This window comes from Sporomusa intestinalis, assembly GCF_055383785.1.
Genome location: NZ_AP042390.1, coordinates 3225325 through 3245285, shown reverse-complemented (window position 1 = coordinate 3245285; position 19961 = coordinate 3225325). Strand labels below are relative to the sequence as shown.

Genomic DNA, 19961 nt, shown 5'->3' with positions numbered 1-19961 from the left:
GACGACAACGGTTTAGCAGGGATTTTTAGTGTCGGTTACTGCGTCGGCGGTAGCCAAAGCCGATTTGGCAAATGTTTGGCGAAACTCGGTAAGGGACTGTAAAAACACCGGTTGGTTTTCTAAAAACAACAGAAAGATGCCAATTGTTTCAAGCAATGCCAAGCTGATATGATGTTCCAGCATTTCGGTATCCTGAAGCAGGGTATCTGTCAGGCCCAGTTTTTCTAAAAATTCTTTCATCACATTATGACGCTGCAAAAGGAATTTGCCCATAGTTATTCCTTGTTCGGTCATTTGGATAATTCCGTATGGACGATAAATTAGGAAGTTTAATTCAGCCAGTTTTTGAACAATTTTGGTTGCTGAGGAAGAACGGACATTAAGCTGGGCGGCCAGTTGATTAATCCGGACATGGCCCTCTTGCACACAAGTACGATAAATCATTTCCAGATAATCTTCCATACTTGGCGTCAATGCATGATGTTTTTGCAGTAACAGCTGATAGCCGCGGAAGGTGTGGAAATCGCTTTTCATAATAACACTTCCTAAATCCTTATATTTAAAAATAGGAACACTTATTAAGGAAAAGAATGTGAAAAAACAAAGAGTGTTCAGTATTGAGTTTATGCAGGCCATCTGTGAATATTCTAGTACCTCATCTTTCTTAAAAGCGAGGGAATAGTTTGCGTAGATTTTCTCGCAATGCAAGGCGGAGAAGCCGCGCATATCGGACATATGTAAGGCGACGACAACGGAGCAGTGCGGGAAAAGATGCGCAAACTATCCTTGGTTTTAAGGGAGATGAGGTACTAGTGCCTTGACCATGTTAGATTATCGTTTAGAGTGAGACGAAATGTCCGTTGTCAATGATTTGATTAGTATTTCATATTGGCGTGTGCTTCTAAATTACCTAGTCGGCGGCTACCGGGGAACGTGTTGTTCATAATTTTGCGGCATAACAGGATCTCCGGTATAAACATAAGGGTTAGGCAGAGGTTCTATACGGGAAACCGCGAGGGCTTTCAACAAGGGAACATCTACCCCTTCATAGTTTCCCTGCTGGAGTTCACCCCGTACCTCTACCCAGGTGTCATTTTTATACTGGGCGTTTTCAGGCCACTCCACGATTAAGCCGCTAGGCATTGCATCGGCAGCACAGCAGGAAATTTCAAACCGTACCACCATGAACTGATTGTCCTTGAGACCTGCCGGCCGATAAACAAAGCCTTTCATTTGGACTTCCCGGCTGATAAAGTTCGCAGTGGCCTCGTACATGGCCGTAATCAAACGGATATGGTTGGAATCATCGATATAGAGAACGGGAGCTTCTTGGGGGGCAGCTGCTGGCAGCTGCTGTTGAATTTGGGTGTTGAACAAAAGCGGGGGTTCCTTGTCATCGGCAGCGATTGATGCGGCAATGCCGGGACCGTTAAGATACTTCAGGCCTTTTTGCTCAGCGGTTATTGATCCCAGGGATTTGGCTGGTATGAGAAAACCTATGGCCAGGGTGGCGATAAAGACATAATAGAAACAACTGGCAAACCGATGATCTTGCTGGCCGGAGCCGCTTGTCAGCATATCACTTACTAACCGGATGGTCTGCACGATAACCAGCAGGACCAGAATGATCAAGCCAATTTTAGCATTATAAGTGAATTGCGGGTGGATTAATTGCAACAGATCACTGTTGGTTATCACGCGGTAAAATAAGAGCGTGAAACAGACAAGAATCAGGAGCCGCAGTACATTTTCGATTGCCCGTGAAAGCCTATACAAGCGCGAGCACCTCCCCGAGATAAGGAAGATAGTTGATCAGGAGTGAAAGCAGAAATACGGTAGCCGTAATCAGGAAAATAAGCTTAATTACGTAATATGCCCTAAAAGCATGGAACATCATAATCACATTCTTGATATCCAGCATAGGCCCATAGATCAAAAAGGAGGCAATTGCGCCTGGTGTGAACGCGGCGGCAAAGGGAGCCGCGATAAAAGCGTCGGCCTGGGAGCAGACAGAAATAACGAAAGCAAAACCCATCATTCCCAAAATCGATACAACCGGTTCCTGCCCTACGCTTAACAACAGGGCCCGGGGAACAGTTACCTGAATAACTGCTGCGAAAAATGAGCCGATTAGCAGGAAACGCCCCATATCAAAGAATTCGTCACACGTATGGTACAGCATATCCCGCAAGCGTTTTATCAATCCCGGCGGAGGCTGGGCATGCCCGTGATCACAGCCACAGCCATGGTGGCAGCAGCTATGGTCTGCCGTATAAAGATTGAGTACCGGCGACTTTGTCCTGTTAACATATAACAGGAGGCCGATGAGGTTGGCGCAGACAAAAGCGCCGGCAAACCGGTATGTCAGCATAGCGGCGGAAGAATTAAAGGCAAGATAGGTGGAAAAAGCAACTAGCGGATTGATAATCGGGGCCGATAACATAAAGGGGACCGCGATATAGGCAGGGACCCCCTTTTGCATTAGCCGGCGGACAATTGGGATGATGCCGCACTCGCATAAGGGGAAAAAGATGCCCAGCAAGCTGCCGCAAGCAATGCCAAGCATACTGCTTTTCGGCAATACCCGCTGAATTATTTTATCGGAAACAAAAATATGGATAAACGAAGACACCAGCACCCCGATCAATACTAAGGGAAAGGCTTCGATGATAATACTGAGAAAAATAGCAGTCGTTTCCTGTAAAAAGGCTGTCTGACTTCCGGTCAGTACTCCTGCAAGCCAGTTATCGGGCGTTACTACACCCGTAATAAGCAGGAGCGATAGGAGGGAAAGCTTTCTCAAGTTGGATTTTATGCCTGTCTCCATTGCAACCTCCAATTTTAGGTCTCTATAAATAACTATGATAGCTAAATGAGATTATTACTAGTAAATAAAATTATTATTAAATGCAAGTGTAAAAATTATTGTACCTAAGGCCCCGCAGTACATTCAACTAATCAGCACCACCCGTCCAGCGGGTGGTGCTGATTAGTTGAATTTCTGTTTATAAAAGCAATCTCTGCAATACACAGGGCGATCACCGTTAGGGCAGAAAGGGACCTGCATCTCACAAACCAACTTCGGACCAATTGGCCCGAAGTTGGTGCTTGCTCTGTGGGGCTAAGATCGTCCCGGATTGTTTTCTTTTCTCCCAATCATTGCTCATCTGTTTTCCACTGCTTTTATTCACCGCATACCCTAGAAATAGTCCGAGAAATAAGGGGTCTGCTGCTCAATCGCATCCTCCAGCATATCCACCGTTTCCGGACTGCAGGCAATGCGGCCGATTTTATGCAGGTAATCTGGCCGCTTGTAGCCCAATAGCATTGTTGTCATGGTTTGGATATTTATTCTTGCCTCGCTGCGGTCTGCCGTGCGAACGACTTCGCCTTTGCCCTCAGGCGAGATGCGTAAGGTAAAGGTTCCCTGGTTCCAGGAAAGCAGCGGGTCATCCAGGGTAAATGTCCATTCCCGCTCTTTGGTATCCGGTTTAAAGGGATATTGGGCAATAAACAGATCCAGGTCCACTATGCGGGCCATGTAATAAGGGGAGATGACTTCTCTGATATCAGCGTCCTCCAGCAGAAACGCCAGCGGCTCATCGGTATGAATATTGCCTACGACCTTGGCGATCATGGAAAAGTGGGCGCTGATAAAATTCCAGAGCCCGCTGCGGGCTTCTTCATTTACAAATATCATATCCTTGATGTGGAAAATCTCGTCTGCGATCCAGTATAGGACATAGCCGTCCGGCTGTCGGTCATCATTGTAATATACAGCGGCCATCAGGTCATCCAGATCCCACCGCCAGTACTCATTCCAGGCCAAATCACCGCGCAGCATGGCCCCGTGGGTTTGGAGGGCGAATCTCATATACGCTTGTTTTACATCATTACTCTCGCTGCCCACCCGTTCGACTTCGCCGGGAACCTGTTTGTTTTTCGGCAATTGATAATCCTTCACTTCGAAAAATATTTTGTCGGAAATGATTTCCCAGCCCTTACGGCGATAATAGGGGATGGAGTAGGGATACAGGTAAGAAATAGACTGCTTTTTTTCCCGCATCTTTTCCAATGCCTGGTACAGCAGCTTGTGCATCAGACCCTGATTGGAATATTCGGGGAAAGTGCCGACGCCGGTAAGGCCTCCCATGTCGTAGGTTTTATTGAATATCCTTACCTGAAAAGGATAAACTGCTGCCTGGGACACTAGTTTATCGCCGTCAAACCAGCCCCAAACATCTGCCTGCTCCAAAGAGGGTGATTTGTCATGCACTATATCCCGTTCTTCCCAGCCAACCTTGCGCAGGTCGTCGTCAGTTACCTGAAAAACATAGCGCAGCAGCTGATTGTACTGCTCAAGATGCTCCAGGCCGACTTTTTTCATCTTTAATTGTCTTCGTTTGCCCATATAAATCTCCTTTGCAAAAGACTTTTATTGCGGCGCGTCTGCCAGGCATTGCCGGACTGAGTCAATAATAAGCCTTTTATTTGCACTTAGCTATGAAATGAAATAGGAATGGCAGTTTCCTTGATTTTGCTTGATTTCTATATTCATTTGCTTTATTCCTGTATCTTACGGCATCAGTCTAACACAGCCCTAGTGACTTGACCACATTATCTTTTTAGTTTGATGACGGCCAAAATGGCAAATGGCGGCGTCAGCCCCTCCTAGCAGACCCCTTCCAGTATGCGTCGTCGGTGCTTCCTTGCCCTTGGCCATTTTGTCTCGCCCTACAACTAACATCTTACTTTGCCAAGGTACTAGTACCTTGACAAAGTCAAATATTAGGTTATACAGCGCATCTTTTCCCGCACTGCTTCGTTGTCGTCACCTTACAGATTGCCGATCTGCGCGGCTCCTCCGCCTTGCATTGCGAAAAAATCTACGCTGTCTAAAACTAATATCTAACTTTGCCAAGGTACTAGCTTTGTATTGACATGATTGAGTATAAACTATATTGTTAGAATATAGTCAATGTTGTTTAGGAAACGATGGGAGAACAAAATGGAATTGCGATTTACATCAGGTCAGATATGCAAAATATTTGGGATTACCAAACAGACGCTGCTTTTTTACGATAAGACCGATATCCTGAAGCCAAGATATATAAACAGGAGCAATGGATACCGTTACTATACGCTAGGCCAGTTCGACCTTTTATATTTAATTCTTTCACTCCGGGAAACCGGAGTACCGCTAAGGGAGATCAAAAGCCTTCTGGCGCAGCGCACGGTAAATAAAACGATTACTATCCTGGCAAATCAAATCACTGAAATTCAAAACAAAATTGTGAATCTCCAGACAGCTAAAAACAGATTGGATAAAAACCTTGCACAAATTAAAGAGATCGGCGCAGTCAAAGATTTTGCAGAATTTAGGGTGCAGGCTGTACCTGCGCAGCAGCTGTTGGCAATGCCTGTTCAGTATGTCGACGGGTTTCCCGATTATAATTTAACACTATTGAAAATAACAGAGCGTATGGCCAATCATTCCACGCCGTTTTCATGGAAAGTAGGCTGTATAACAGCACTTGAACCGCCGGAAGACGGCAAAGAGGAAATGTTCGTTGTTTTAGACAGCGCGATAGCGGATCAATATGTTAAATTGAAGCCGGCCGGCAACTACCTGTGTACTTATCATTACGGACTTTATGATACTCTTAACACTACTTATGATAAGCTGTTTGCCTGTATAAAATCAAATCACTTAATTCGGATAGGCGATATCTATGAAAACTACATCATCAACAGCCTCGCCACCGAGGATGAAAATAGCTATATTACAGAGATTTCGGTCGCAATCGTCAATTGCGCAGAGTCGCTGCCGGACAACTTAAAGCCTGGCAATAACCGGCCGCGAAGCCACCGGGCTGATGTGTCAGGCATTAGGGGGTTTTAGTCTGCTGGGCTGCCAGGCTGATTATCAGGGCGCTCAAAAACAGAATGCCGGCCGCGGCGGCGAGGACAGCCAGAAAAGCCTGGTTAAACGCGGCTTTCGCTGCCGCTATCAGGACTGAAGCAGCAACAGCAGGCAGGCTTTCAGCAATTACCAGCGCCTCGTCCAAACTGTCGCGTACGACCGCGGGGACGGACAAATCCCCGGGCGTTAGCGTCGTGGTATAGACCGCTGCCAGGAGACTGCCCAAAACGGCAATACCGATGGTACTGCCGAGTTCATAGGATACTTCTTCAATGGAAGCTGCCGTGCCTGCTTTGGCCAGCGGAGCATTATTCATAATCGCGTTGGAAGCGGCGGTCATTGCGCCACCAATACCGGTGCCGATAATTAGCAAGCAGCCGACCTGCACACTTTGTTCCGCATTGTGAGCGAGCAGAAAGCCCGCTATTCCTACTCCCGCAGTCAGCAGCGAGACCCATTGAATGGTTAGGGTATCGACTCGATGCACAATCCAGCCGGCCAATAAGCCGGAGAAAAAGGCGGCGACCGGCAGCGGCATGGTGAATAGGCCGGCTTCTAAAGGCGAAAGGCCGCGGACAAGTTGAAATTGCTGAGTAAAGGCCAGTTCCGAACCGGCCAGTACGAACATTGACACAAGGGCTGTCAGCGTTCCCAGACTAAAGCGGAGGTTGCGAAAAAGGGAAAAATCAATCAAGGGATCGGCTTGCCGGTTTTGGCGGCGGACGAAAATGGTTATGGCTATCAGGCCGATAACAGCAGTAGCCAGTGCCGTTTCAACAGAGCCATTGCGCCTGCCCATTTCCTTGATCGCGTAAACAAGCGCAACCAGACCGGTCATAATTTGGGCCGAGCCAAGGCAGTCCCACTGCTTGCCTGTTTGCACCGAACCGGGGGGAATAAGGGGTAGGGCACAGGCCAGGGCGGCCAAAACCACGGGAATATTAATCAGAAATACCGATCCCCACCAATAATGCTCCAGCAAAGCACCGCCAATAAGAGGGCCGATGCCCGCGCCGCCCGAAGACACTGCAGCCCAGATGCCAATCGCCATGGACCGCTCGCGCTCGTCGGCAAAGGTGACCCGGATGATCGAAAGTGTCGCCGGCATCATCATTGCCGCCCCTACAGCCAGCAGGACACGGGCGGCAATCAGGGCATACGCCGTCGGCGCGTAAGCCGCCGCCGCCGATGCGGTGCCGAAGACGGCCAGACCGGCAACAAACAGTCGCTTGTAACCCAAGTGATCTCCCAGTGTGCCAAAGGGCGGCAGCAAACCTGCCATAACTAACGGATAGGCATTGACAATCCAGAGCTTTTCTGAGGCGGTAGCGGCCAGATCGTGCGTCAGCCGTGGCAAGGCCGTATACAGTACGGTCATATCGATGGTAATCAGGAAAAGTGCACTGGAAACGATGGCGAGAATCAGCCAGCGTTGCAGTTGTGTGAGCATAGTTCCTCCTTAATAAGCCGGATGCATAAACACCGCCAGTGGCGTTTTTTGACAGCTTTTAGTGTAAACTATATTTTTAGAATATAGTCAACATCTTTACTGTTTTTTTACAGTAATAGGCTGTTTCTTAACAACGTTTTTACAGTGTTTAAGGGTAGAATAACAGTGTTGCTGCTCTATTAGCAATACAGTAAGCGGTTGTTTCATTGCGGAGTTCGTCGTTTGCCAATCTTTCATAGCAGGTACAGAATTCATAGCCGACCAGAAAGTGCCGGCTGCTTTTCTTGGCTGTAAGTCTTAGCAACGGAGTGATATTATAGTGTATTATACCTGGATGAAGGTCCTGGTAGTCAGTTTGTTACTAACGTTTGGGGCGAGTTTTATATATACGGGCGAGTGGTTTCAAAAAAAATATGCTTATCCTTTGCTTTATAAAGGATTAGTGTTTAAGTATGCCGATGAATATGACTTGGATCCGTGGCTGGTAGCTGGCGTAATCAAGGCAGAAAGCAAGTTTTTGTTAGCGGCTAGGTCACCCGTAGGCGCAATAGGTTTAATGCAGCTAATGCCTGAAACTGCCGAGTGGATTGCGGACCAGCTGGAATACCCTGATTTTCAGCTAAATGATTTAGAAACTCCGGCAGTTAATATCCGGTTTGGTACTTGGTATTTGGCATCATTAACACAAGAGTTTAATGGGAATGAAGTGCTGATGTTAGCTGCTTACAATGCCGGCAGAGGCACTGTAAAACAATGGATGGAACAATACGGCTGGACAATGTCCTTCCGTGATTCAGAGCAAATTCCTTTTCCCGAAACCAGAGAATTTATCGGTGAAGTACTTTGGAATAAAAAAAGATACCAGGAATTGCACGACCGTGATTTATAATAAAACTGTGGCCGTTGCCACAGTTCTCTTGTTTTGCCAAAATAAATAAAATACAATACAAAATGGTTTTTAAGCTGCATGTGTAGAAAATGATCTATCCATGCACTTTTTACTTTTTGCTGATAGCGGGTTGCTGTTTTTTTATATCGTTTTTACAACGATTAGAGGTACAATAATACATGACTGTGCTTTGACGGCAAAGATGAGATTGAATATATTGGGAATAGTATAAGTGTCTGTCGATAAGGAGTTGGTATAATACATGAAAAAAGAGGAGGACCATCGGCCTGATCCGGAAGAGCTGCTGCTGCAATTTCATAAAGAACATCGCGGCAAGTTGACGATTTTTCTGGGGGCGGCCGCCGGGGTCGGCAAAACCTACACCATGCTGGAAGCCGCCCATGACCGTCTGGCAGAAGGAGTGCGGGTAGCCATTGGCTGGGTGGAAACGCATGGACGAATGGAGACGGAGAAACTGGTGGCAGGTTTGCCCCGCATTGCTCCTAAAACGCTAACATACCGTGGCAAAAATCTAATGGAAATGGATATCGATGTCATCCTGGACCAAAAACCGGAACTGGTTTTGGTGGATGAACTGGCCCATACCAATGTGTCAGGCTCCCGTCATGTGCGGCGCTTTCAGGATGTAGAGGAGCTATTAAACGCCGGGATCGACGTGTATACGACGCTGAATATTCAGCATATAGAAAGTCTAAACGATGTGGTTGCCCAGATTACCGGTGTCATTGTCCGGGAAACGGTGCCTGATTCGTTTGTTGAGCAGGCCGATAATATTCAATTGATTGATATACCGCCGGAAGACCTGATTAAACGCCTAAAGGATGGCAAGGTCTATATTTCCGGTCAGGCCCAGCAGGCATTAAAAAGCTTCTTTCGTCCGGGCAATATCAATGCCCTGCGCGAACTGGCCCTGCGGTTTACCGCCAGCCGGGTCGATCAGGATATGGCGGAATACATGCGGCAGAATCATATTGACGGTCCCTGGCCGGCTGCTGGCCGGGTGATGGTTTGCGTCAGCGCCAGTCCATTTTCGGCTCAGCTTATCCGGGCGGCCCACCGGCTGGCAAAAGGATTACGGGCTGATTTCCTGGCTGTCTATGTGGACACCCCGGCCCGCCGTTTTCCGATGGGCGAGAAGGAGCGGGACCGGGTTTGGCGTAATTTGCGCCTGGCAGAGGAACTGGGCGGGAAAATTGTCACGGTGGTCGGCAACGACATTGTCGAGGAAATGATAACGGTTGCCCGCAATGAAAATGTAACGGCTGTTGTGATTGGCAAACCGCGCCACAGCCGCTGGCGGGAATTTTGGCAGGGATCGCTGGTGGATAAGCTAATCCGGCAGAGTGAGGGCATTAACGTCTATGTCATTCAAAGCAAGGCCGAAGCGGAAGCGCATTCCGCCATCAGTACGGCCCGGAATGACGTGCCGGCGATACCCTGGCTGCCTATTCTTGAGGGTCTGTTAATGACGACGTCGGTAACGGCGGTAGGCTGGCTTGGGCGGGAGCAACTGGAGCAGGTGAATATTGCCCTGCTGTACTTGCTGCCGGTTTTGTTCAGTGCCGTCCGGTGGGGGCGTTGGCCCTCCTATATTACAGCCGTGGCCAGTGTTCTAACCTTCGATTTTTTGTTTATTTCGCCGCTATTGACGTTTACGGTGAGCGATATCCGCTATTTATGGAGTTTTATCATTTTTCTGGTCATTTCCTTTGTGATCGGCGGCCGGACGGAAATGCTGAAAAAAGAAGTGCGGCTTACCCGGCAGCGGGAAACCAGCGTAAGAACCTTGTATGATTTTAGCAGCCAGATTGCAGCGATTATTGACGTAAACCAGATTGCCTGGACGTTTGTGAAACACACCGGCGCAGCGATTGGCCGCAATACCGTACTGCTTTTGCCGGAGGCGCAGGGACAGCTAAAAGTAGAAGCACGGTATGATGCCGCTGCACCGGATGGCCGGGGCGGCCGATTGGAACTGCCAGCCGCAGAACATGCTGTGGCCAACTGGGTGTGGGCCAATGGCCAGGTAGCGGGACGATCCACCGAGACGTTGCCGGGGGCCGACTTTTTATTCGTACCGCTGACCGTCGACCGCCGGACGGTGGGGGTGTTTGGCATTGAACTGGGCCAGCAAAAAATGACGCAGGAAGAACGGCGGCTCATTTATGCCTGGGCAGGATTGGCGGCCATTGCCGTGGAACGGGGAAAGCTAACGGAAGATGCCCGCCAGGCGGCACTATTAAAAGAATCCGATCAGTTGCGCACAGCGCTGTTTAATTCGGTATCGCACGAACTTAGGACACCGCTGGCGGCGATTAGTGCGGCCGTTGCCACCTTACTGGATACGGGGGCGCAATATAGCGCCGAAATCCGGCGGGAACTGCTGGAGACAGTCAAAGACAGCGCCGACCGAATGGAACGGGTAGTGGCCAATTTGCTGGATACGGCCCGGTTGGAAAGCGGGATGCTGCAACTGAAAATCGACTGGTGTGATGTGGAGGATATTGTGGGCACGGCGATTCGCCGCATGGGCGAGATAACAAAAAATCATGTCCTGCGGACCCGGCTAACCCCCGAATTACCGCTGCTGCGGGCCGATTGCGTCTTATTAGAGCATGTCTTAGTCAATTTGCTGGATAACGCGATTAAGTATTCGCCTCCAGGCACGGAAATCACGATTGCCGCCGAGCAAAACGGGCCGGAAATTATTGTGGCGGTGAAGGACAGGGGCTGCGGTATTCCCCTGCAGGATCTGGCAAAAATTTTTGAGAAATTTTACCGTACGCCGCAGCAGGCAGTGCAGATTGCCGGCACAGGCCTGGGTTTATCCATTTGCAAGAGTATCGTGGAAGCCCACCGCGGACGGATTTGGGCCAAGAATAATCCGGGTGGCGGAGCAAGTGTTATCTTTGCTATACCTGTCCCGGATAGCGACAATCGGACTGTGGTAAAGGAGGGTGAGTGGAATGACAGAAAAGGGTCTCAGAATTTTGGTGATTGATGATGAGCCGCAAATACGAAAACTGCTGAATGTTTCCCTACAGGCCCATGGCTATCAAATAAGCGAGGCGGCAACTGGCCGGGAAGGAATTCAGCAGGCGGCGGCTTTTAAACCTGATCTGGCGATTGTGGATCTGGGGCTGCCCGATATGGACGGCAAAGAAGTCATCCGGCAAATCCGTGACTGGTCGGTAATGCCCATTATTATACTGACAGCCCGTGATCAGGAACAGGAAAAAATTTCTGCCCTGGATGCCGGTGCCGATGACTATATTACCAAGCCGTTTGGCATAGGCGAACTCATGGCCCGGCTGCGGGTCTGCCTGCGGCGGATAGCAGCCAGCGACAACGAACCGGTATTGCGCTGCGGTGGTTTGGCTGTCGACCTGCTGCAGCGGCGGGTCACTGTGGATGACCGGGAAATTAAACTGACGCCGACAGAGTATGAATTGATCAAGTTTATGATCCAGCACGCCGGACGGGTGCTGACGCATAAGCAATTGCTAAAGGCGGGGTGGGGCAATTCCTACGGGGAGGATACGCACTACATCCGCATCTACATTAGTCAGTTGCGGCGCAAAATTGAGCAGGACCCGGCTCAGCCCCATTATATTGTCACCGAATCGGGCATTGGCTACCGGCTGATGGGGCGTTAGACGGTCTTGCTGCCAATAAGAAACAGACTGCTTATGGCAAGCAGTCTGTTTCTTATTGGTGCCAAGTAAGCAGCGGGGCCTGATCTTTACTTTTTCTTTATGCCTTGGGCCAATCTTTTAGCGACATCTTTACCTCCATTGGGGATACAATAAGCTTGAAGTCCAAAGGCAATAGGAGGAAAAGCAAATGGCTGACTTATGGCTGGCAGGAATCACTGCCGTCCTAGTACTGATATACTTACTTTACGCTTTGTGGAAACCGGAGGGATTTTAACATGATCACAGATATTGTACTGTTTGGCTTGTTCATCGCTGTGGTATTGCTGCTGGCTTGGCCGTTGAGCAAGTACCTGGCAAAAGTGTTTGCAATGGAAAAGACCTTCCTTGATCGAGTGCTGCAGCCGTTGGAAGGGCTGCTTTATCGGCTGGCGGGGATCACTCCGGCACAGGAAATGAATTGGCGACAATATGCCGCAGCGCTTATCTGCTTTCATATTATGGGGACAGTTGCTGTATTTTTCATCCAGCTTATACAAGGCTTACTATTTTGGAATCCGGCCGGGCTAAGCGGTGTGACCCCCTGGCACCTGGCATTCAATACGGCCGTCAGTTTTATGACCAACACCAACTGGCAGGCTTATGGCGGCGAGTCAACCATGAGTTATTTTACGCAAATGGCGGCGTTGACTGTACAGAACTTTGTTTCGGCGGCCGTGGGGCTGGCGGTAGCAGTGGCGCTCATACGCGCCCTTACCCGCAAGACAATGGCGACCATCGGCAACTTCTGGGTCGATCTGGTACGTGGCACATTGTGGGTGCTGCTGCCACTAGCCATTGTGGTTACCCTGATTTTTGTCCAGCAGGGTGCTATTCAAAATTTGTCGCCTTATCTGACAATACAAACCTTAGAAGGCGCTAAGCAAATCCTGGCTATGGGACCGGTGGCTTCGCAGGAAGCGATCAAGTTATTGGGGACAAACGGCGGCGGCTTTTTTAACGCCAATTCGGCCCATCCCTTTGAAAATCCTACGCCGTTAACCAACCTCTTGCAGGCGGTATGCATTTTCCTCATTCCTGCCGCCCTGGTACTGTCTTTTGGCCGGATGGCCCGTGACCGGCGGCAGGGATATGCCGTACTGGGCACGATGGTGCTGTTATTTTGTCTGATGCTGGCCGGCACCTATTGGAGTGAGCGCAGCGGCAATCCCATCCTGGCCGGTTTGGGCGTGGAAGGTTCCACCGCGATGGAAGGCAAGGAAGTCCGGTTTGGCATTGGTGGTTCTGTCTTGTTTGCCACGGTGACGACGGCAGCTTCCTGTGGTGCGGTCAACTCCATGCATGACAGTTTCACGCCGCTGGGCGGTGTCTTTCCTTTATTGCAGATGCAGCTTGGAGAAGTCGTCTTTGGCGGAGTTGGGGCCGGTTTTTACGGCATGATGCTGTTTGTTATCCTGACAGTGTTTATTGTGGGGCTGATGGTGGGCAGAACACCGGAATACCTGGGGAAAAAAATTGAAGCCAGGGAAACCAAGATGGCAACACTGGGTATCTTAATTCCGGCGGTTACCATATTAACCGGCAGTGGCATTGCGGCAGTCACAGAAGCGGGAACAGCCTCTGTTTTAAATCCCGGACCGCATGGCCTAAGTGAGATCGTGTATGCATTCACTTCGGCCGTAAGCAATAACGGCAGTGCCTTTGGCGGCCTGAGTGTGAATACCCCTTTTTATAATATAATGCTGGCAATAGGGATGTTGATTGGCCGTTTCGGCGTTATCCTGCCTGTTCTGGCGATTGCCGGCAGCATGGCGGAAAAGAAGGTTTCCCCTCCCGGTCCCGGCACTTTTCCCACAACCGGCTGGCTGTTTGTGGTACTCTTGGCTGGCATCATCCTCACTGTCGGTGCCTTAACTTTTTTACCGATACTGACTTTAGGACCTATTGTCGAGCAACTGCTGATGCTTCAGGGAACTACGTTTTAAAAGGAGCGAATGGAAATGAATACTCGCAGCAGTTTTAATAAAGAGACCCTGGCAACCGCTGTGCGTGATGCTGTCCGAAAATTAACCCCCCGCACGCAATTGCGCAATCCGGTCATGCTGATCGTGTATATCGGGGCGATTATCACCAGCTGGTTTACTGTGCGCGATTTTGTGCTGGGAGCTGGCCAGCCGGCCTTCTTTACCCTGCAGATCACGTTATGGCTATGGTTCACCGTTTTGTTCGCCAATTTCGCCGAAGCGGTCGCTGAAGGACGGGGGAAGGCGCAGGCCAATGCGTTGCGCAGTACCCGCAGCCAGACCAAAGCCAAAAAGATCACTGGCAGGGGGGCAACCCTGGTAGATGCTGTCGAACTGCGTAAAGGTGATGTGGTGCTGGTGGAAGCGGGGGATTTTATTCCCGGTGACGGTGAAATCATTGAAGGCATGGCGTCAGTCGATGAAAGCGCCGTGACGGGAGAGTCGGCACCGGTCATCCGCGAATCGGGCGGCGATAAATCTTCGGTTACCGGCGGTACCAGAGTGCTGTCCGACTGGATTAAAATCCAGATTACAGCCAATCCTGGCGAAACTTTTCTCGACCGGATGATTTCACTGGTAGAAGGGGCTAAACGGCAAAAAACGCCCAACGAAATTGCTCTGACCATTCTGCTGATTGGCTTGACTATTATTTTCCTGTTCGCCGTGGCCACGCTGGCACCCTTGGGATTTTACTCCGGAATCAACATACCGGTCGCGGTTTTGATCGCTTTGCTGGTCTGCCTGATTCCCACGACCATTGGCGGACTGCTTTCTGCCATCGGCATTGCCGGTATGGACCGGTTGCTTAAGCGGAACGTGCTGGCCATGTCCGGCCGGGCAGTGGAGGCTGCCGGCGATGTGGATGCACTGCTTCTGGATAAAACCGGCACCATTACGCTTGGCAACCGGATGGCGACTGAGTTTATCCCCGCTCCCGGCATTAGTCTGGAGCAACTGGCCGATGCGGCTCAGCTTGCTTCGCTGACCGATGAGACTCCGGAAGGCCGGAGCATTGTTATATTGGCTAAGGAGAAGTACAACCTGCGGGAACGAAATTTAACAGCCATGGAAGCCGAGTTTGTTCCGTTTACGGCGCAGACCCGGATGAGCGGTGTGAATGTAAAAGGCCAGGAAATTCGCAAAGGTGCGGTGGATGCCATCAAAAAATATACGCAAGGGCGGGGCGGGGCATTTCCCCATGATGTTGACAAAACCTGCGAGACGATTGCCAAGAGCGGGGGAACGCCCCTGGTTGTGGCGGCAGGAGCGCGCGTGCTTGGTGCCATTCATCTGAAAGATATCGTGAAAGGCGGCATTAAGGAACGGTTCCGGGATCTTCGGCAGATGGGCATCAAAACCATCATGATTACCGGTGATAATCCGCTGACGGCCGCAGCCATCGCCGCCGAGGCCGGAGTCGACGATTTCCTGGCCGAAGCAACGCCGGAAGATAAATTGCGATTAATTCGCCGGTATCAAGAACAGGGCATGCTTGTTGCCATGACCGGCGACGGCACTAATGACGCGCCGGCACTGGCCCAGGCCGATGTGGGGGTGGCTATGAACAGCGGCACGCAGGCTGCCAAAGAAGCCGGCAATATGGTCGATCTGGACAGTAATCCCACCAAACTGATTGAAGTGGTCGAAATCGGCAAGCAACTTTTAATTACCCGCGGTTCCCTGACCACGTTCAGCGTGGCCAATGACATAGCCAAATATTTTGCTATCATTCCCGCCCTGTTTACCGGTGCTTTTCCTGTATTGAACGTGTTCAATGTCATGGCCCTGGCTACGCCGGAAAGTGCGATTTTAAGTGCAGTTATCTTTAACGCGCTGATTATTGTCGCCTTGATACCGCTGGCCTTACGCGGGGTACAGTACCGCCCGGTAGGGGCTGAGGTGCTGCTCAGGCGTAACCTGCTGATTTATGGCCTGGGAGGAATTATGACCCCATTTATCGGTATCAAACTGATTGATTTGATCATTGTAGCGCTTGGTCTGGTGGCGGCACAGTGAGAGATCACGCCACAGTTATAGAAGGAAAGGACGTTGAAAGAATATGTTCCGACAATTATTAAGTGCGGTAGTCATGCTGGTCGCACTAACGATAATAACCGGTTTTGCTTATCCGTTGGCGATGACCGCCGTGGCGCAGGCGTTATTTCCCGCTCAGGCTAACGGGTCAGTTAGCGTCCGTGACGGGGTGCCGGTAGGCTCCCGCCTGATCGGGCAAAAATTTACCAGCCCCGGCTATTTTCATAGCCGGCCATCGGCGGCTGGCAAGGATGGCTATGATGGGGCCGGTTCCTCCGGCTCCAACCTGGGGCCGACCAATCAGAAGCTGGTGGATATAGTGAAGGAGAATGGACAAAAAGTACGTGCAGAAAACGGGTTGCCTGCCGGGGCCGGGGTGCCGTCCGACTTAGTACTGGCCTCCGGCAGCGGCCTTGACCCCCACATTACGCCTGCTGCCGCTTATGCCCAGGTTGAACGGGTGGCCAGGGAGCGCGGGTTAACGGCTGATTCCGTGCGGCAATTGGTGGAAAAGCATGTGGCAGGAAGACAATGGGGCATTTTGGGTGAACCCTGTGTCAACGTGCTGGCACTGAATCTGGCTCTGGATGCGTTGCCGTAAATGTCATTGGCTGGAGGATACCGCTGCGGCCGTAGGCAGGGTGTTAGCCGCCGGCTCCAGTGGTGGTTCACGGGATTTAGTAAGTATTGGTTTGCCCGGCAGAGCCGGTGAGCATGAGCTCACATTTTGCGATTGGAGGAATGTTTTAATTGAAATTGCAAATAAAAAGTCAACAGGAAATAACCGGCACTTTTCTGTGCATAATTGGCTTGTTATTTATTGTGCTTGCTTTTTTTATTTTTGCGAGCAAGTGCGACCGTTCTGTCGTATTGGGTGCTATCATAGGTTGCGCGGCGTCTATCCTGAATGAGTTTTTAGCTATATTAACCAGGCAGCTTGCTGCAAAATACGATGCAAAAAAAGCTAATGTGGTTATCCTGTTAGCGTATGGGGTGAGAGTACTCTTTATGAGTACTATCGTACTTATCATACTTTTGCTGCCGGCATTACATGACATAACCGGGATTTTGGCCCTGTTTTTCCCTCTGCTTAGCCGGGCAATTCTGGCGCGGATTAGAGCCTGAGAGCCGATGCTGTCCTGGGACGACTGGCTGCCCGCGAATATATTTAGGTATCTGTGACGCTATTGTTGTAAATAAACCGGAATGAGCGGGAGGTGATGTTGTGAGTAAATTGTCCAAACTGCCCAATATAGGCAAGATATTAGAAGCAAATCTGCTGGCTGTCGGTATTGAAACACCGGAGCAACTGCGGGAACTAGGGGCCAAGGAAGCGTTTCGCCGCATTCGCCGGTACCGCGATCCCGGCGCCTGCCTGCACATGCTGTATGGAATACAAGGCGCTGTCGTGGGCATTCCGGATAAGCATCTATCCCCTCATACCAAACAGGAATTGAAATCATTTTTTCATAGTCTATAAAAAATAGCGGGAAATAGCAGCTTATAATATCATAGCATATTCCGGCTTGGGCAATGCTAAGTTAAGATGCAATCTATCTGAGTCAAGATTTCACCGGCTTTGCCGAGTCCGGCCACATAAAATCAGCCTGTGGCTTTAGCAATGAAATTTGCATTTGCCAAATTTTTCAGTGTAAAGTAAAATAAAAATATCTGAAGAAAATACTGAAGAATGAAAAGAGGTTGATTGATGAGGAAAGTATTAAACGAGAAATTAAAAGAATCGGTCATGGCTGTTATTCCGATCGGCACGATCATTTTGGCACTGCATTTTCTGGTTGCATCACTGGCCCCCTGGACGCTGGGGACGATGCTGGTTGGGATGGCGATGCTGTTTGTGGGCCTCACGCTTTTTTCCATCGGCGTGGAACTTGCCATGATGCCTATCGGCGAGCATGTAGGGTCTGCCTTGATTTCGTCGCGCAAACTGCCGTTGATCATTATCTCCCTGTTTGTTTTCGGCTTTATGGCGACAGCGGCTGAACCGGACCTGTCCGTGCTTGCCAATCAGGTAGCTTCGATTCCCAAAATTAATCTGATTGCCGGTATCAGCGTGGGTGTAGGCGCGTTTTTGGTGCTGGCCGTACTACGGGTGATTTTTGATTGGCGCCTGGGGCGCGTTTTGGCGGTAGCATACCCGCTTGCCTTCATCATCGCGATTTTTTCGAGTGATTATCTTGCCGTGGCCATTGACTCGGCTGCAGTCACCACCGGGCCGGTTACGGTACCGTTCCTCCTTGCCATTGGCGGCGGGTTCGCGGCCGTTTCCAGCAGCAGGCACGCCGAAGAAGATAATTTCGGCATCAGTTCAATTTGTTCCGTAGGTCCCATTATTTCGGTGCTGATATTGGGCATGTTCTATGATTCGTCGGACACACAGTATCTGCCCACGCAGAGTGCCGAAATCACAGACCTATTCGGTTTGTTCAGCATGTTTGGCTCGGCCATGTGGCATACCCTGCTTGAAGTAGCCATCATCCTGGTGCCGATTCTGGGGATGTTTTTAATCTTTCAGATAACGAAACTGAAGCTCTCCCGCATCGAACTAATTAAGATCTTCGTAGGGCTCGTCTATTTACTGGTGGGGCTCACCATCTTCCTGTCCGGGGTGAACAAGGGCTTTATGCCCGCAGCGGTTGCCTTGGGCGAGGCTATAGGCCAGCTTTCCTATAATTGGATTCTGATACCCATTTCCCTGGTCATCGGCGCCTGCGTCGTGCTGGCAGAACCGACGGTGTATGTGCTGGTAAATCAGGTGAGAAAGATCACCGACGGGGCGATATCCCGCAACCTGCTGCTTTCTGCCATGGCCTTGGGCGTTGGTATTGCTATGAGTCTTTCGATAGTTCGTATTTTAAGCGGCCTTTCCATCTGGTGGTTTTTGCTGCCGGGGTATACCATTTCCCTTGCGCTCACCTTTTTTGTACCCAACATCTTTGTGGGCATTGGCTTTGACTCAGGTGAAGTGGTTACAGGCGCGATGAGCGCGGCGTTTGTCATTCCCTTTGCCATTGGCGTATGTTCGGTGATTCCAGACCGCAATGTGGTTGCCGATGCTTTCGGCATTGCGGGCTTAATCACCATGATCCCGCCCATTATTATCCAAACAATAGGCCTCATCTATAGCAACAAACTGAAAAAGGCCAAGAAGCTGGAGGTCGCTGGCCAGGAAGCATAGCGCCGAACAACTGAGGCAATGTAGAGCCTAAAAGGAGAGGATTATCGTTATGCAATTGGAAAAACACAGTCATTTGGCGATCAGCCTTCTATGGGTGATATGCGACTCGAACAGGCGCGAAAAAGTTGCGAATATCCTGAAACAATACGAAACCTTTTGCAGCCTGGTTACTCATGGCAAGGGCACGGCAAACTCCAAAATTTTAAATTATCTTGGCTTGGGCGAATCGGAAAAGGTGGTTTTTTTTAGCATCCTGCCTACAAATACAGCCTGGGAAATAATGGACAAAATAGATGCGAAACTGGAAATGAAAAAGCCGGGGAACGGAATATTGTTCATAACGCAGGTACATCAGGGATGCTACCGTAAGCCTGTTGAATTTGTTAGTAATGCAAACGGAGGGGTGACGATGGGACAGGATTCAGCGCATAATCTAATTATTGTGGTGCTTAACCGCGGCTACAGTGAAGACGTCATGGATGTGGCCCGGGCGCACGGAGCCAGAGGCGGCACAGTGCTGCATGCACGCAGTTGCGGCATGGGGGAAATGGAGAAATTTTTTGGTGTGACAATCGTCCCTGAAAAAGAAATGCTGATGATCGTGGCCCCGAGTGCTACTGCCAGTGACATCATGACCGGCATTGCGGAAAAAGTCGGTCCCACTACCGATGCGTGCGGGATTTCGTTTTCATTGCAGGTAAATGGCGTAAAGGGTATCCAGACAGCCAAATTGGAATAGCGCCGGGTAATTCCGGCCATGAAAAATCCCTC

Annotated in this window: 18 protein-coding genes; 12 read left to right on the top strand and 6 right to left on the bottom strand. The window is 50.1% G+C overall.

Translation table 11 applies throughout. From position 1 onward, the window contains the following. Positions 1 to 12: 12 nt before the first annotated feature. From ACZ481_RS15415 to ACZ481_RS15395, 5 genes are all read right to left on the bottom strand, one after another. Positions 13 to 534: a metal-dependent transcriptional regulator gene (locus ACZ481_RS15415; protein ID WP_464766236.1), complete on the bottom strand. Its 522-nt coding sequence runs from the start codon at positions 532 to 534 to the stop codon at positions 13 to 15. 387 nt (positions 535 to 921) lie between these two features. Further along, positions 922 to 1776, bottom strand: coding sequence for a TIGR03943 family putative permease subunit (locus ACZ481_RS15410; RefSeq protein WP_464766235.1), 855 nt, complete (start codon positions 1774 to 1776; stop codon positions 922 to 924). Further along, positions 1769 to 2827 carry a permease gene (locus ACZ481_RS15405; RefSeq protein WP_464766234.1) on the bottom strand — a complete coding sequence of 353 codons (1059 nt, stop codon included), beginning with the start codon at positions 2825 to 2827 and terminating at the stop codon, positions 1769 to 1771. The genes ACZ481_RS15410 and ACZ481_RS15405 overlap by 8 nt, the downstream gene beginning before the upstream one ends. 162 nt (positions 2828 to 2989) lie before the next feature. Continuing rightward, the gene (locus tag ACZ481_RS15400; protein ID WP_464770639.1) at positions 2990 to 3067 is read right to left on the bottom strand and encodes a CxxC-x17-CxxC domain-containing protein; all 78 of its coding nucleotides are present in this window, start codon (positions 3065 to 3067) and stop codon (positions 2990 to 2992) included. Between the two features lie 132 nt (positions 3068 to 3199). Further along, positions 3200 to 4411 (bottom strand): GNAT family N-acetyltransferase, encoded by a 1212-nt coding sequence (locus tag ACZ481_RS15395; RefSeq protein ID WP_464766233.1) that lies wholly within the window; start codon positions 4409 to 4411, stop codon positions 3200 to 3202. Between the two features lie 597 nt (positions 4412 to 5008). On the opposite strand from ACZ481_RS15395, the gene ACZ481_RS15390 reads away from it, so the two are divergent. Continuing rightward, a complete protein-coding gene (locus tag ACZ481_RS15390; protein WP_464766232.1) occupies positions 5009 to 5902 on the top strand; it encodes a MerR family transcriptional regulator in 894 nt (297 codons plus the stop codon). On the opposite strand, the gene ACZ481_RS15385 is transcribed toward ACZ481_RS15390, so the two are convergent. Next, positions 5889 to 7373 carry an MFS transporter gene (locus ACZ481_RS15385; protein WP_464766231.1) on the bottom strand — a complete coding sequence of 495 codons (1485 nt, stop codon included), beginning with the start codon at positions 7371 to 7373 and terminating at the stop codon, positions 5889 to 5891. The two genes, ACZ481_RS15390 and ACZ481_RS15385, sit on opposite strands and share 14 nt — an antisense overlap. Before the next feature lie 334 nt (positions 7374 to 7707). Here ACZ481_RS15385 and ACZ481_RS15380 point away from each other — a divergent pair, with 334 nt between their 5' ends. From ACZ481_RS15380 to ACZ481_RS15330, 11 genes are all read left to right on the top strand, one after another. Continuing rightward, complete coding sequence (locus ACZ481_RS15380) at positions 7708 to 8262, top strand: lytic transglycosylase domain-containing protein (RefSeq protein ID WP_464766230.1); 555 nt, start codon at positions 7708 to 7710, stop codon at positions 8260 to 8262. Between the two features lie 262 nt (positions 8263 to 8524). Continuing rightward, entirely contained in the window at positions 8525 to 11284 is a 2760-nt protein-coding gene (locus ACZ481_RS15375) for an ATP-binding protein (RefSeq protein ID WP_464766229.1), read from the top strand. Further along, positions 11250 to 11939 (top strand): response regulator, encoded by a 690-nt coding sequence (locus ACZ481_RS15370; RefSeq protein WP_464766228.1) that lies wholly within the window; start codon positions 11250 to 11252, stop codon positions 11937 to 11939. Before ACZ481_RS15375 ends, ACZ481_RS15370 begins: the two co-directional genes overlap by 35 nt. A 187-nt stretch (positions 11940 to 12126) precedes the next feature. Next, positions 12127 to 12213, top strand: coding sequence for a potassium-transporting ATPase subunit F (locus ACZ481_RS15365; RefSeq protein ID WP_464770638.1), 87 nt, complete (start codon positions 12127 to 12129; stop codon positions 12211 to 12213). Between the two features lies 1 nt (position 12214). Then, positions 12215 to 13921, top strand: coding sequence for a potassium-transporting ATPase subunit KdpA (gene kdpA, locus ACZ481_RS15360; protein WP_464766227.1), 1707 nt, complete (start codon positions 12215 to 12217; stop codon positions 13919 to 13921). 15 nt (positions 13922 to 13936) lie between these two features. Then, positions 13937 to 15976 carry a potassium-transporting ATPase subunit KdpB gene (gene kdpB / locus ACZ481_RS15355; protein WP_464766226.1) on the top strand — a complete coding sequence of 680 codons (2040 nt, stop codon included), beginning with the start codon at positions 13937 to 13939 and terminating at the stop codon, positions 15974 to 15976. Between the two features lie 43 nt (positions 15977 to 16019). Then, the gene (gene kdpC / locus ACZ481_RS15350) at positions 16020 to 16595 is read left to right on the top strand and encodes a potassium-transporting ATPase subunit KdpC (protein ID WP_464766225.1); all 576 of its coding nucleotides are present in this window, start codon (positions 16020 to 16022) and stop codon (positions 16593 to 16595) included. Positions 16596 to 16744: 149 nt separating this feature from the next. After that, positions 16745 to 17119, top strand: coding sequence for a hypothetical protein (locus ACZ481_RS15345; RefSeq protein ID WP_464766224.1), 375 nt, complete (start codon positions 16745 to 16747; stop codon positions 17117 to 17119). Between the two features lie 100 nt (positions 17120 to 17219). Then, a complete protein-coding gene (locus tag ACZ481_RS15340) occupies positions 17220 to 17474 on the top strand; it encodes a TfoX/Sxy family protein (RefSeq protein WP_464766223.1) in 255 nt (84 codons plus the stop codon). Between the two features lie 228 nt (positions 17475 to 17702). Continuing rightward, positions 17703 to 19190 carry a DUF1538 domain-containing protein gene (locus tag ACZ481_RS15335; protein WP_464766222.1) on the top strand — a complete coding sequence of 496 codons (1488 nt, stop codon included), beginning with the start codon at positions 17703 to 17705 and terminating at the stop codon, positions 19188 to 19190. Positions 19191 to 19239: 49 nt separating this feature from the next. Further along, on the top strand, positions 19240 to 19929 hold the full coding sequence (locus ACZ481_RS15330) for a P-II family nitrogen regulator (protein WP_464766221.1): 690 nt from the start codon (positions 19240 to 19242) through the stop codon (positions 19927 to 19929). Positions 19930 to 19961: the final 32 nt, after the last annotated feature.